The sequence below is a fragment of the Paraburkholderia solisilvae genome (assembly GCF_902859875.1).
Lineage (GTDB): Bacteria > Pseudomonadota > Gammaproteobacteria > Burkholderiales > Burkholderiaceae > Paraburkholderia > Paraburkholderia solisilvae.
On the sequence record NZ_CADIKF010000090.1, the window covers coordinates 1 to 13,615 of the forward strand.

The window sequence follows — 13,615 nt, forward strand, 5'->3', positions numbered from 1 at the left end:
CGCCCGGCAGCGGCGCAGGCAGCCGCGCAAGCCGCCAGCCTCACCGCCGCGCAGGCGAACCAGCCGAATCAGGCGGCCATGCCAGCGGCGCAGAATGCGCAGATGCAACCGGTGCGCTATGCACCGCCGCGCGCGACCGCCGCGGGCGCCGCAGTTCCGGCCGTGTCGGGCTACGCCAACCAGGTGCTGGCCGCGAGTGCGGCCACGCCCGCGGGCCAGCAGGATCCCGAGTCGATCCGCGCGGTGGCGACCGCATTCCTCGAACAACAGACCGCCGGACTGCCCGGCAAGATCACGATCGCGGTGGCGCCCGCGTTTGCACGCGGCCTCGCCGGCTGCACCGCGCTCGAGCCGTTCATGCCGGTCGGCGCCCGCCTGTGGGGACGCACATCGGTCGGCGTGCGCTGCGCAGGCGCGCGTCCGTGGACGCTCTATCTGCAAGCGCGCATCTCGCTGCAAGCGACCTACTACACCGCCGCGCGCCAGATCGCGCCCGGCGAGGCGCTGACGGCCGCCGATCTCGTCGCGCATGAGGGCGACCTCGCGACGCTACCGCAGGCGGTCATCACCGATCCGTCGCAGGCGGTCGGTGCGATCGCGCTCGCGCGCATCGGCGCCGGGATGCCGCTGCGTCAGGACACGTTGAAAAGCGCGACGTCGGTCGCGATCGGCCAGACCGTGCGCGTCGTCGCGTCGGGCCAGGGGTTCACGATTTCGGCCGAGGGCAGCGCGATGAACAACGCGACGCCGGGCCAGCAGGTGCGGGTCAAGACCACCAACGGCCAGATCATCACCGGCGTGGTGAAGGACGGGTCGACGGTCGAGATCCAGATGTAGACACGGTTACCACGTAACACCGTGGCAATCGAAACAGCAGCAGGCGGCGCCCGGCAGGCAAACGCCGGCAGGCAACGAGCAAGCGACGAACAAGCGGCATCAGGTGTCAAATGGTTCCAGGTCGGGAAAGAGGCGGCAGAGCGGCAGGTTCCGATTGAGCTAAAGTTTCACCCGGCGATTGCCGATATCACGGTCAAATCGTTCAGGAAGCCCATCGTGAAAGTCGATTCCAGCACCAATCCGAATCTGACGCCGCTTAGCGGCGGCGTGCAGCGCAGCCAGCAGGGCGACACCGCCGCTGCGGGCGCGGCCAGCGCGCGTACCCCGGCGCCGTCGACGAGCGGCGGCGCGGACGCGGACGTCAACCTGTCGGGCCTCGCGGACCAGTTGCGCAGCCTCGCGGCATCGGGCTCGCACGATATCGATACCGCGCACGTCGAATCGATCAGGAGCGCGATCCGTAGCGGCACGCTGTCGATCGATGCGTCGAAGATTGCCGACGGCGTGCTGGAAACCGCGCGCAGCGTGCTGCAAGGTACCCCGCCGGCCGGCGACTGAGCGTCCTCCGTTTCTTCCCTCGGGGGCGCGCTCACTGCCGGACGGCATGTCAAACCTGTCCCACCCACGCCTTTGCGGGGTGAGGCAACGTTCCGAGTGAGTGATGAAAGACGCCCTGCTTGAGACCATCATCGACGAGTACGCCACCGTCGAAGCCTTTGCCTCCCTGCTCGTCTACGAACAACAGGCGCTATCGACCGCATGGCCGGGCGACGTGCTCAAGCCGGTCATCGAGCAGAAAACCGCGATGACCGACAAGCTCGCGCTGTTCGAACGCACGCGCGACGCGCAGTTGCGCGAACGCGGCCTGCCGGGCGGCAAGCGCGGCATGGATCTGGCCGCCGCGAAGGACGCGCGCCTGAGCGAACACTGGGATGCGCTGCAGAAATCGGCGCAACGGGCGGCGCGCCTGAACTTCAACAACGGCCTGATGGTGCGCACGCGGATGGACTTCAACCGCCGCATTCTGGCGGTGATTCGCGGCGTGCCGGAAAAGGCGGTCACGTTTTACGGGCCGGACGGCAAGGTGCCGTCGCAGTTCGGCGTATAAGCGAAGGGAGCCTGGGGGCGCGCGGTGTTTCCGGCGCCTCGGGTTCGGTGTCCGGCCCATATCGCCGGCTTGAGCCAACCGCTTAAAGTCAGCTGCTTACGCCGCCGGATCCGACAGATAGTCGCGCGCGGTCGCGGTGCGACAGATCCAGTTCGACATTCAATGCATCGAGCCGCGCCCGCCAAAATTCATACCCCACGATCCGATCGTAGGGTATGAATTCCGGCCAAGCCCTTGTCGGGCGGACCTGCTCAATTTTCCTCGGCCGCCCAGGCCATCTCCCGCAGGCGCGCGCGCAGCCGCGCAACCGCCTGGCTATGCAGCTGGCACACGCGCGATTCGCTCACTTCGATCACCGCGCCGATCTCGCGCAGGTTCATCCCACGCTCGTAGTACAGCGACATCAGCAGCTTCTCGCGCTCCGGCAGCCGTTCGATCGCCTCGATCAACGCACCGCGCAGGTTCTCGTCGAGCAGCGCGGACAGCGGGTCCGAATGATCGACGCAATAGCGGTCGAGAAACGGTTCGTCGTCCGCGGAGCGGTCGAAGTCTTCGTAATAGATCAGCTGGCTGCCATGCAGGTCCTGCAGCATCGACTGATACTCTTCGAGCGGCATCTTCAGGTGCTTCGCGATCTCCGCTTCGCTCGCCGCGCGGCCGAGCTGCTGCTCGACCTGATGCACCGCCATCTCGAGCTCGCGCGAGGTGCGCCGCACGCTGCGCGGCAGCCAGTCGTTGCTGCGCAGCTCGTCGAGCATCGCGCCGCGAATCCGCTGGCTCGCGTACGTTTCGAACTGCGCGCCCTGGTCTTCCTTGTAGCGGCTCGCGGCATCGAGCAGGCCGATCATGCCGGCCTGAATCAGATCGTCGAGGTCCACGCTCGCCGGCATTTTCGCCACCAGCTGCAAGCCGAGCCGCCGCACGAGCGGCGTGTATTTCGTCAGCACGTCGGCCTGAGAAATCTTTCCTTGAGCGTTGTACATCGAGCTCCCCTTGTCCGCTGCCTGTCAGGCGTGCTGGGCGGACGGTTGTTCGGCGTGTGACGCCGACGTGACAGCCGCGCCCGCCGCCCAGGGCGCGCGCGACGACATCGCTGGCCGCATCGGCCAGTACTGCAGTTCCGCCGCGAGATGCCGGAAGTCGCGCGCGGCAGGCGCCGAAGGAAACGCTTCGACGATGCAGCGCGACAGTTCGCCGGAACGCGCGATCAGCGGGTCCGCCGCAACGCAGCCGGCGCCTTCCAGCGCCACGGTCAGATAACGCCCCGCGACGTCCGCGAGGTTGTCGAGCGCGAGCTGCGCATCGGCGACGCTATGCACGTGATTGACGAGCACGCGGAACTGCGCAATGGCGTACGCGTAGTGCAAACGTTTCATGCACGCATACGTGTCGGTGATCGCCTGGGCGGCCACGCGCGTGACCATCATCAGGTCGTGCGCCTGCAGCGCGAGGTCCGACAGCATGCCGTCGCGCTCGAACTGCACGTCGATCAGCACCACGTCGGCCGGGCTGTCGAACACCGCCGCGAGCTGCGACGGCTTGCACAGTTCGCGATGGCTGCGCGGCGCGGCAAGCACCGCGAAGCCCGCGCTGTGACGCTCGGTCGCCGCGTCGAGCGCGATCTCGCCGCGCGCGAACGCGACGAAGCGCCCCGCGGCCACGCCATCGGGCTGCGCGACGATTGCGTCCGGCTCGCCCGCATGCTCGTCGACGACCAGCACGTCCTTGCCCTGCGCGGCGAGCGCGGCTGCGAGATTCACCACCATCGTCGAGCAGCCGACGCCGGCCGAGCCGCCGGTGACGGCGATCGCGCGCGAGCCGTGACGCGCCAGCAGGCGCCGCAGTCCTTCAGCCTGATCGGACACGAACTTGTTAGCCAAATCGGACCTCGTGCTGCTCGGCAGTCGAGCGTACGGACAGCGAGGACAACAGGCCCGGCACGTCGTCTTCCTGCGGAACGAACGGCGAATGGTCGCGCGGGATGCAGAACGCACTGCGAATCAGGAATTTCTTCGTCGCGACGTACAGGTTCTCCGGCACCTTCTGGCCGGTCGACACGTAATGCACCGGCAGGCGGTAGCGCAGCACCGTGTCGAGCGTGCTGCCGAGGTTGGTTGCCTCGTCGAGCTTGGTCAGGATGCAGCCGGCGAGCGGTTGCTTGTCCGGCGAGCTTTGATAGGCCTGCACCACTTCATTGAGCGTGTCGCCGTGGCTCGTCGCGTTGAGCAGCAACAGACGCTGCACCGGCTGGCCGGCGCGGCACAGCATCGCGATCTGGTCCGACACGAGGCGGTCGCGCTGGCTCATGCCGATCGTATCGATCAGCACGATGTGCTTGTTGCGCAGCTCGGAGAGCGCGAGTTGCAGGTCCGCGCCGTCCTTCACCGCATGCACCGACACGCCGAGAATCTTGCCGAAGATGCGCAGCTGCTCGTGGCCGCCGATCCGGTAGCTGTCGGTGGTGAGCAGCGACACCTTGCTTGCGCCGTAGCGCATCACGCAGCGCGCGGCGAGCTTCGCGGTGGTCGTCGTCTTGCCGACGCCGGTCGGGCCCATCAGCGCGAACACGCCGCCGCGTTCCATCAGCGCGTCTTCGTTCTCCATCACTGGCAGGTTCGACTCGAGCACCGACTTCACCCATTCCATGCCCGCGTCGAAGCTCCCCACCGCGGGCAGGTTGTCGACCATCATCCGCACGAGCTGCGCGGAAAAACCGGCGGCGAACAGATGGCGCGTCAACGCCGACTGGATCGGGTTGCGGCGCTGGCTGTCAGCCCACAGCAGCCCGGCGAAGTGCTCTTCCATCATGCCGCGCAGCGATGCGAGCTCGTTCATCACCGTTTCGTTGACGATCTGCGACATGCGCGCATTGATCGCGTCGGTCACCGCAGCCGTCACGTTCTCCGGGAATCCGCCGGACGCCGTCGCGCGCTGCGTGGCGCGCCGCGCCGCGAGCTGCGCGGCTTCGCGCGCCCAGTCCGGCGACTCGCCCTGCGGCAACGCCGTCGCGGCGAGCGGCGCGGCATGCAGATCGCCGCGCGGCAGCACGAGCGGCGGCGTGTCGGTCGGCATGCCGAGACCCTTCGCGACCGCGGCGGCAGGCGTGAGCGGCGGCTGCTTCGAGCTGTACATGCCCGGCTTGCTGTCCGGCTGGCCCGCGATCTCCTGCGCGTGATCGATCAGCCACGGGTTCGTGTCGGCCATCGTGCGCTGCGGCGGCGCCGGTTGACGGTCCACCACCGGCTTCATCACGGACGCGGCGGGCACGGCGGGTTTCGTGACCGGCGCCGGCTCACGCTTGTCGGCGCGCTTGTCGATGCGCGGCCTCGCCGGCTCGAGCTCCGCCGCTGCCAGCGCGACGGACGCGAGCGCCGTGTGCGCGGCGGGATCGTTGTCGGCGCCCGCTTCGGGGCTCGCGCCGAACACCGACGAGAACACATCGGGCAGGCCGCTCGCATACGGATTCGCGAACCCCGTCGCGCCCGCGCGTGCCGCGCCTTCGCCGGCCGCGCTCTGGCCTGCGGCCGGCGCGATCGTGGCGAGTTCGCTGTCGGCGAGCGCGACGATCTCGACGCTGCCGTCGGCCATCGACCGGTTCGACAGCACGACAGCGTCGGCGCCGAGCGCTTCGCGAACGAGGCGCAGCGCGTCGCGGCTCGTTGCGCCGGTGAATTTACGGATGTTCAACCTTGACCCCCAATGAGGTTAACGACCTTGATGTTTCGTGTATCCGGCACTTCCGCGTACGAAAGCACCTTCAGTTGCGGCAGGCTGCGGCGCAGGAAGCGCGCAAGCATTGCGCGCAGCGCGTGCTGCACGAGCAGCACCGGCGCGAAGCCGAGATTTTGCTGGCGCGTCATCGCCCTTTGCGTTTCGGTCAGCAGCGTGTTCGCGAGGCCGGGTTCGAGGCCCGGATTCGGCCCGGTCGTCAGCGCCTGCGCGAGCACGCGTTCGAGATTCGTGTCGAGGCCCATTACCTGCAATTCGCCGCTGCCCGGGAACCATTGCTGCGTGATCGCCCGGCCGAGCGCGAGGCGCACCACCGCGGTGAGGTCGTGCGCGTCGCTGATCTTCGGCGTGTGCTCGGCGATCGCTTCGAGAATCGTGCGCATGTCGCGAATCGGCACGCCTTCCTCGAGCAGGTTCTGCAGGATCTTCTGTAGCGCCGTGATCGACACCTGCTTCGGCACCAGCTCCTCGACGAGCGACGGCGAACTCTTCGTGGTCCGCTCGAGCAGCGCCTGCACTTCCTGGCGGCCGAGCAGCTCCGACGCGTGCGTCACGACCAGATGGTTCAGGTGCGTCGCGACCACGGTGCTCGAATCGACCACCGTGTAGCCGTACACCTGCGCCTGCTCGCGCAGGTTGGTGTCGATCCACACGGCCGGCAGACCGAACGCCGGATCGGTGGTCGGTGCGCCCGGCAGCGGCGCGCTGACCTGACCCGGGTTGATCGCCAGCCACTGGCCCGGATACGCATCGCCGACGCCGATCTCGACGCCTTTCAGCGTGACCCGGTAACCGTTGGGCCGCAGCTCGAGGTTGTCGCGAATATGAAAAACGGGCGGCAGAAAGCCGATTTCCTGCGCGAACTTCTTGCGGATGCTCTTGATCCGCTTGAGCAGTTCGCCGTCCGAGTTGCGGTCGACGAGCGGAATCAGCCGGTAGCCGACTTCGAGGCCGAGCGTGTCGATCATCGTCACGTCGTCCCACGTCGCTTCGGTGTTCTCCGGCGCGACGAGCGCGGCCGGCACTGCGTCGACCAGCGCGGCGGCCGTGTTGCGCTTCTCGGTGCGCTTTCTGATCACCCGGCCGAGCTGGATCGCGCCGCCGCCGAGCAGCAGAAACGCGAAGTGCGGCATGTCCGGAATCAGGCCCATCAGCACGAGGATCGAGCCGGTAATCATCAATACGCGCGGGTTCGAGAACAGCTGCGAAGTGAGCTGCGTGCCGATGTCCTCGTTGGTCGCGACGCGCGACACGATCACGCCGGCCGCGGTCGAAATGACAAGCGACGGGATCTGCGCGACAAGGCCGTCGCCGATCGTCAGCAGCGTGTAGTTCGTGCCCGCGTCCGCGAAGCTCATGCCGTGCTGCGCAACGCCGACGATCAGCCCGCCGAGGATGTTGATCACCATGATCAGCAGGCCCGCGACCGCGTCGCCGCGCACGAACTTGCTCGCGCCGTCCATCGAGCCGTAGAACTCGGCCTCCTGGGCGACTTCGGTGCGGCGCTTTCTGGCCTGATCCTCGTTGATGAGGCCGGCGTTCATATCGGCGTCGATCGCCATCTGCTTGCCGGGCATCGCATCGAGCGTGAAGCGCGCGGACACTTCGGCGATCCGGCCCGCGCCCTTCGTGATCACCATGAAGTTGATCACCATCAGGATCACGAACACGACGATACCGACCGCGAAATTGCCGCCCACGAGGAAGTGGCCGAAGGCTTCGATCACCTTGCCGGCCGCGGCCGGGCCGGTGTGGCCTTCGAGCAGCACGATACGGGTCGACGCGACGTTCAGCGACAGGCGCAGCAGCGTCGAAAACAGCAGCACGCTCGGGAACGCGGCGAAGTCGAGCGGCTTCATCGTGTACATGCTGACCAGCAGCACCATCACGGACAGCGCGATATTGAACGTGAACAGCAGATCCAGCAGGAACGGCGGCAACGGCAGAATCATCATGCCGAGGATCATGCAGATCAGGATCGGCCCGGCGAGCGCGCGCAGGTTCGCGCTCTGCAGCACGTCCGGACGGCGCGACAGGAAGCCGGCGCGAGGCGGCGTGCTCATGCGCGGCCTCCGTCATTGCGGGCGTCGTTGCCTGCGCGAGGGTTCGTATTCACTTCTTCCACGTCTTCGATATCTTCGATGTCGTCGTCTTCATCCGCGATCGGGCGGCGCTTGTCGAGTTCGGCCGGCACGTCGAGGTCGTCCGGCTTGACCGGCTCGGCGCCGCCGTGCGTATTGAAGCGGCGTAGCTGATACACCCACGCGAGCACTTCCGCGACCGCGCTGTACAGCACGCCCGGTACTTCCGCGTCGAGGCGCACGTTGTAATAGAGCGCGCGCGCGAGCGGCGGTGCTTCGAGCATCGGCACGTTGTTTTCAACGGCGAGCTCGCGGATGCGCGCGGCGACGAGGTTGACGCCCTTGGCGACCACCTTCGGCGCGCGCATCTTGCCGTCCGTGTATTGCAGCGCGACCGCGAAATGCGTCGGGTTGGTCACCACGACGTCGGCCTTGGGCACCTTCGACATCATCCGGCGCCGTGAAATCGCCCGCTGCTGCGCGCGAATGCGGCCCTTCACGTGCGGGTCGCCTTCGTTTTCGCGGTGCTCGCGCTTAACCTCTTCCTTGGTCATGCGCAGCTTCTTCTCGTACTGCCAGATCTGGTACGGCACATCGAGCGCCGCGATCAGGAACATGCCGGCGACGGTCGTCGCGCAGCACACCGCGATCAGATGGGCGCCGCTCGCGATCGCGAACGTGGCCGGCTGCGTGACGAGCGCGAGCACGTCGTCCTTGTGATTCCAGAACGCGAGCGAACCGATCACGCCGACCACCAGCGTCTTCGCGAGCGACATGCCGAGCTGCAGAATCCCGTTCAGCGAAAAGACCCGGCCGAGGCCTTCGATCGGATTGAGCCGGTTCCACTTCGGTTCAAGCGATTTGGACGACAGCAGCCAGCCGCCGAGCGCGATCGGCGCGACCAGCGCGGCGAGGCCGGTCAGAATCAGGATCGGCAGCAGCGCGCGCAGCCCTTCCATGCTCGTGGTGCCCGCGCCGATCAGCATCCGGTTCGTATCGAAGACGCTCGCGTGATCGAACCTGAACGCGCCGCGCAGCATGCCCTCCAGATGACCGCCGATCTGATCGGACAGCCCCCACGCGCCGAAGAAGCCCGCCGACAGCAACGCGAACGACACGAGCTCGCGCGAACGCGCGACCTGCCCCTCCTCGCGCGCCTTCTGACGGCGGCGGGGAGTGGCTGATTCGGTCTTTTCGAGGTCACTGTCCTCTGCCACGGGGCTCTCCAGGCGGTCACGGCACACACTGCCGGTTTTCCGGTTGAGAGCGATTATTCCCGTAGATGTAAAGGGACGATCGCCGGATAAGGGGCGTTAAACCGGGGTATTTCGCCGGATGGGCGGGCGACGGGTTGAACGTGGGAGCGGCGTGGGCGTGGGCGTGGGCGTGGGCGTGGCGTTGGCGGCGGCAGTGCAGGGAGCGTCGCGGCCGTGACGCCGGCGGCAATGGCGTGGGGAGCATCGCAGGCGTGGCCCTGGTGGCCGCAGCGCGGGAGCATCGCAGGCGTGGCCCTGGTGGCCGCAGCGCGGGAGCATCGCAGGCGTGGCGCCGGTGGCAGCGGCGCCGGCGTGGGGTCGGCGGCCGCAGCGGCCCCGGGCGAGGCCGCTGCCTGCGGCAGGTGCGCCGCTCGAACGCGAGCCTAGAACGCGATAAACGGCGCCTGGCCGGTGGTCGAGCTCAGGTCGAAGCCGTGATACACGGTGCGGCCGAAGTAGAACGGCAGACCGAGGTCGAGGGTCGTCCTGACGGGGGTGCCGGCGAGGTTGCTCAGCGCGAAATTGCCGCTATTGAACAGGTTCGTCGCGTTATCCGCCGCAAAGCTCACCGTCGCCGCACTCGAGCCCACGCCCAGCAACGTCGCGCTGAAGGTCTGCTTGCTCGTCGGGCAATAGAAATCCGGCGCGTTGCTGCCGCAGGTCGGCAAAGACGCGCTGAAGAACAGACCGTTCGAGCCGGTATCGAGGAACGCGTCCACATTGTTCGCGCCGTTGAACGTGCTTTTCTCCAGGTCGCCCGCCGGGCCGCTCGCGAGCACCGTGACCGTGGTGGGCATCGCGTTGTTCGTCTGCGTGTTGATCCCGAAGGTGACGAGACCGGTCACGGTTGGCGACCCGCCGTCCGGCACCGCCGGAAACTGCACAATTACGCCGTTGTTGTCGGCAGGGAAGTGCGCGATCGGGTTCGTGACCTGCTGGTTGCCCGGTACGGACACCCGGGTGCAGTTCGCGCTTGTCGTGTTGGGCGGGCAGGAGAAATAGCTGCTCGGATTATTCGAGGAGATCGGCTGCGAGCACTGCGTCCCGCAATCGTTGACCGCCACGCCGACACCGAGAATGCCGTTCGCCCCCATCGCGCTCGCCGTGTCCTTGACCAGCGGCGCCGGCATGGTATCCGTGCAGTTGTCGCTCGGGACGGTCGCGGCGGGCAGGTCGCCGATCACCTGGACTGGAATGCTGGTGGCGACCTCGCCGCCGATATGCACGTCCGCCGAGCGCACCGTACCCCACGTGAGGCCGTCCGCGAACAGCGCGCATTCAGCGAGATTGCCGGAACCCGACGTCAGGACCGGCAGGTTCGGGAGCACCGAACTGAGCGACGTGTTGGTAATCCGCAAGCCGAAGGACTTGGAATCGAGCAGCACGTTGTCGATGGTCTGGCATGCCGACGCGGAACCGGGCGCGCAGACCGTGACGGTCACGGTCGGAATGTTCGGCACGCTCGACACGCCCTGGTTGACCACCACCGCGATCTGATTCGAGCCGCTCGGCGCCGGGCTGCTCGGCGAGTTCTGGGTGTTGCTGCTGCTGCCGCCGCCGCCCCCGCCGCCGCAACCGGCGATCAGCGAAACGGCAAGCACAGCGGCGGCGGCTTTCAGCCAGCGCATCATTCTGGTTGTTCGTTGCACGTGGATTCTCCCGTCGTCGGTCGGTTAGCGGATGTCGTCGCCGGTCACGCCGGCCGGAAGTTCCGCCGGCAACCACGCAGCGCCGACGAAGTGGCCCATATGGCCGCCCGAATGGACGACGAGACCGCCCTGCTGGACAGACAGCTGGCCGCGTGCGGCGCCCCGGCTGGCTTGCGCTGCGCTCGCGCCGAGCGCGTATTGCTGGTAGTACTGGCCGCCGAAGAGGTTGCTGAGCCGCGGCTGAAACGGGCCGTTCCACGCGACGCCGAACACGTGCTGGGTGCTGGTCGAGATGTATTCGCGCACGACGGTGCCGGTCTTCAGCGTCGTCTCGCGCACGGTGTACGGCGCGGCGGCCGAGGCACCTGATGCACCCGCTGCGCCCGATGCGCCCGACACATCCGCCGACGCCCCCGATGCACCCGACGCAATCGCATTGCGCATGGTCGCGACGGGCGCCGTGGCTGGAGGTGTAGACGTCGTGACAGTCGCGCCGTCCGGCGTCGTCATCGGACTGTCACTCAACGCGGCATGGACCGACGGCGCGGCTGCCAGCAAGCCGGCCGCGCAGCACGCGGCAACGGCGGCCGCGCGCGCACGTGCACGCGCGAGGCGCCGCGACTGATTCGAATTGCACATCAGAACTCTCCCCGTTCGAAGACCGCGGCGGCCTCCCCGCCGCTCGCAGCCAAACCCGCCGGCTGGCCTACCCGCCGAACGGCGCATGCCGTTGACTGGCATTCCCCGCAACGCGCGCACCCACGGAAAGCTGGCTGGCAAGCATCCGACAGCGCGCCGCAAGCCTCATGCCGACGGGCCTGAAGCGCACGACCGCCGGTCGCGTTGCGTGGTGGTTAGTATGCCTGCGGACGCCGCAGAGGGACAGAGTCCGCAGCCGTTTCGGCGGCTGCGGACCTTCAACAACGGGGGAACAATGGAGTTAGAACCCGAGGCTCGCCAGCAGATCATCGACCTGCGATTGATCCTGCACCACGTCGGCCTTGCCTTCGGGGTTGATCTGCGGTCCGTTCAGCAAGCCTTCCGGACTGCCGGTCGACGAGGTCTCGGCGGCGAGCGCGGCGGCGGTCGCCGCGAACTGCTCGCGCCGCTCCGGCGCGATGTTCTCGACCAGCACGCCGAGCAGCTGCTGCTCGATCACGTAGACGATCTCGGTGATCTTCTTGATCACCTGGCCGGTCAGGTCCTGGAAGTCCTGCGCGAGCATGATCTCGAGCAGTTGCTGGTTGGTCGCCGCCGTCGCGTCGGGCAGCTTGCCGAGAAACGTGTGCGTGTCGTCCATCAGCGTGCGCACCTGGTCGCGCTCGAGCGGCGCCGCATACCACTGCGCCCAGCGCGCATCGAGCTCGCCCGCGTCCTGCTGCAACTGCTCCTGGATCGGCTTGGCGACTTCGATCGCGGTCAGCACTTTTTCGGCCGCCTGCTCGGTCATCGTCGCGACATATCGCAAACGGTCGCGCGCGTCCGGCACTGCTTCCGCCGCACGCTCGACATGCTTGTCGATGCCGAGCTCGCGCATCGAATCGCGCAGCGTGCGTGTCAACTGGCCGATCCGGGCGAGAATCCGGTCGGTGGTGTGATCGCTGTCGTCGCGCGCGACCGCGTCCTGCGCGTTGGTCGGCTGGTCCACATCAGCTCCCGGTTTTGCCCATCTTTTCGAGGATCTTGTTGAGCTTCTCGTCGAGCGTCGCCGCGGTGAACGGCTTCACGACATACCCGCTCGCGCCTGCCTGTGCGGCCGCGATGATGTTCTCTTTCTTCGATTCGGCGGTCACCATCAGCACCGGCAGATGGGTCAGGTTCGCGTCCGCGCGGATTTCCTTCAGCATCGCGAGACCGTCGAGGTTCGGCATGTTCCAGTCGGAGATCACGAATTCGTAGGTGCCGCTGCGCAGCCGTGCAAGACCCGCCGCGCCGTCTTCCGCCTCGTCGACATTCGAGTAGCCGAGCTCCTTCAGCAGGTTGCGGACGATCCGGCGCATCGTCGGAAAGTCGTCCACCACCAGAATCTTCATTCCCTTGTCCATCTCATTCCCCTGTATTTCCTGATCCAGCCGGGCGGCGCTGCCGCCCGTTCGTCATTCAGTTCCGGTCCATGCGGGAAGCCGGCATGCGACCAGGCCGCAGCCAGCCGCATCGTTTCCGCCCTATAGAACGCGCCGTACAGGCACGTTAACGGCTGCGCCGCGGTTACTCTGTAACCCAGGTGCCCCACATCGACGCCGCCGCCGCGCGCTGCCTGTCGGCAAGCGCGCCGCGACCGGCATGATTACACACGCTGCACCCGTTCGCCCATCGCGTTGAGTCGCGTCATCACGCGGCGGCTCATATCGGCCAGCGGAGAGATGTCGTCGGCGGCGCCCAGCGCGATCGCCTCGCGCGGCATGCCGAACACGATGCAGCTCGCTTCGTCCTGCGCGAGCGTGTACGCGCCGGCGCGGCGCATATCGAGCAGACCCGCGGCGCCGTCGCGGCCCATGCCGGTCAGGATCACGCCGACCGCGTTCTTGCCCGCGTGCTGCGCGGCCGAACGGAACAGCACGTCGACCGACGGACGGTGGCGATTTACCGGCGGCTCATCCGACAGATGCGCAATATAGTTCGCGCCGCTGCGCGCAAGCAACAGGTGCGCGTGACCCGGCGCGATATACGCATGGCCGGGCAGCACGCGTTCGCCGTGCTCCGCTTCTTTCACCGTGATGCGGCACAGGCCGTTCAGGCGCTGCGCGAAAGACTTCGTGAAGCCCGGCGGCATATGCTGCGCGATCAGCACCGCGGGCGCATCGGGCGGCAGCGGCACCAGCACTTCGCGAATCGCCTCGGTGCCGCCGGTGGACGCGCCGACGATGATCAGCTTTTCGGTACTGACGAGCGGGTTGTTGAAAAGCGGCGCCTGCGCCGCGGCCGGTTGCGCGCCGCCGGCCGGATGCGCGGCCG

Annotated in this window: 13 protein-coding genes; 3 read left to right on the plus strand and 10 right to left on the minus strand. The window is 67.5% G+C overall.

What is annotated here, in order from left to right; translation table 11 throughout:
• From flgA to HV675_RS31150, 3 genes are all read left to right on the plus strand, one after another.
• On the plus strand, positions 1-837 hold an 837-nt coding region (flgA, locus tag HV675_RS31140), incomplete at its 5' end, for a flagellar basal body P-ring formation chaperone FlgA (protein WP_175115309.1).
• Positions 838-1,053: 216 nt separating this feature from the next.
• Complete coding sequence (gene flgM, locus HV675_RS31145; protein WP_175115310.1) at positions 1,054-1,395, plus strand: flagellar biosynthesis anti-sigma factor FlgM; 342 nt, start codon at positions 1,054-1,056, stop codon at positions 1,393-1,395.
• 103 nt (positions 1,396-1,498) lie between these two features.
• On the plus strand, positions 1,499-1,945 hold the full coding sequence (locus HV675_RS31150; RefSeq protein ID WP_175115311.1) for a flagella synthesis protein FlgN: 447 nt from the start codon (positions 1,499-1,501) through the stop codon (positions 1,943-1,945).
• Positions 1,946-2,196: 251 nt separating this feature from the next.
• Here the strand turns inward: HV675_RS31150 and HV675_RS31155 are convergent, their stop codons facing one another.
• From HV675_RS31155 to HV675_RS31200, 10 genes are all read right to left on the minus strand, one after another.
• Positions 2,197-2,928, minus strand: coding sequence for an RNA polymerase sigma factor FliA (locus HV675_RS31155; protein WP_175115312.1), 732 nt, complete (start codon positions 2,926-2,928; stop codon positions 2,197-2,199).
• A 24-nt stretch (positions 2,929-2,952) separates the two neighbouring features.
• A complete protein-coding gene (locus HV675_RS31160) occupies positions 2,953-3,825 on the minus strand; it encodes a nucleotide-binding protein (RefSeq protein ID WP_175115313.1) in 873 nt (290 codons plus the stop codon).
• The gene (gene flhF, locus HV675_RS31165; protein ID WP_175115314.1) at positions 3,818-5,632 is read right to left on the minus strand and encodes a flagellar biosynthesis GTPase FlhF; all 1,815 of its coding nucleotides are present in this window, start codon (positions 5,630-5,632) and stop codon (positions 3,818-3,820) included. The genes HV675_RS31160 and flhF overlap by 8 nt, the downstream gene beginning before the upstream one ends.
• Positions 5,629-7,737 (minus strand): flagellar biosynthesis protein FlhA, encoded by a 2,109-nt coding sequence (gene flhA / locus HV675_RS31170; RefSeq protein ID WP_175115315.1) that lies wholly within the window; start codon positions 7,735-7,737, stop codon positions 5,629-5,631. The genes flhF and flhA overlap by 4 nt, the downstream gene beginning before the upstream one ends.
• The gene (flhB, locus tag HV675_RS31175; RefSeq protein ID WP_175115316.1) at positions 7,734-8,972 is read right to left on the minus strand and encodes a flagellar biosynthesis protein FlhB; all 1,239 of its coding nucleotides are present in this window, start codon (positions 8,970-8,972) and stop codon (positions 7,734-7,736) included. The genes flhA and flhB overlap by 4 nt, the downstream gene beginning before the upstream one ends.
• A gap of 422 nt (positions 8,973-9,394) precedes the next feature.
• Positions 9,395-10,660, minus strand: a complete 1,266-nt coding sequence (locus HV675_RS31180) for a DUF3443 domain-containing protein (protein WP_343056919.1) — start codon at positions 10,658-10,660, stop codon at positions 9,395-9,397.
• 24 nt (positions 10,661-10,684) lie between these two features.
• The gene (locus HV675_RS31185) at positions 10,685-11,299 is read right to left on the minus strand and encodes a DUF2844 domain-containing protein (protein WP_175115317.1); all 615 of its coding nucleotides are present in this window, start codon (positions 11,297-11,299) and stop codon (positions 10,685-10,687) included.
• A gap of 301 nt (positions 11,300-11,600) precedes the next feature.
• Positions 11,601-12,308, minus strand: coding sequence for a protein phosphatase CheZ (gene cheZ / locus HV675_RS31190; protein ID WP_175115318.1), 708 nt, complete (start codon positions 12,306-12,308; stop codon positions 11,601-11,603).
• A 1-nt stretch (position 12,309) separates the two neighbouring features.
• Positions 12,310-12,705: a chemotaxis response regulator CheY gene (gene cheY / locus HV675_RS31195; RefSeq protein WP_175115319.1), complete on the minus strand. Its 396-nt coding sequence runs from the start codon at positions 12,703-12,705 to the stop codon at positions 12,310-12,312.
• 242 nt (positions 12,706-12,947) lie between these two features.
• On the minus strand, positions 12,948-13,615 hold a 668-nt coding region (locus tag HV675_RS31200), incomplete at its 5' end, for a chemotaxis protein CheB (protein ID WP_281364194.1).

What these genes read in the sequence shown, in the direction of transcription:
- HV675_RS31150 (WP_175115311.1), top strand. Translation starts at nt 1,499, where the DNA reads ATGAAAGACGCCCTGCTTGAGACCATCATCGACGAGTACGCCACCGTC.
- HV675_RS31155 (WP_175115312.1), bottom strand. Translation starts at nt 2,928, where the DNA reads ATGTACAACGCTCAAGGAAAGATTTCTCAGGCCGACGTGCTGACGAAA.
- flhA (WP_175115315.1), bottom strand. Translation starts at nt 7,737, where the DNA reads ATGAGCACGCCGCCTCGCGCCGGCTTCCTGTCGCGCCGTCCGGACGTG.
- HV675_RS31185 (WP_175115317.1), bottom strand. Translation starts at nt 11,299, where the DNA reads ATGTGCAATTCGAATCAGTCGCGGCGCCTCGCGCGTGCACGTGCGCGC.
- cheY (WP_175115319.1), bottom strand. Translation starts at nt 12,705, where the DNA reads ATGGACAAGGGAATGAAGATTCTGGTGGTGGACGACTTTCCGACGATG.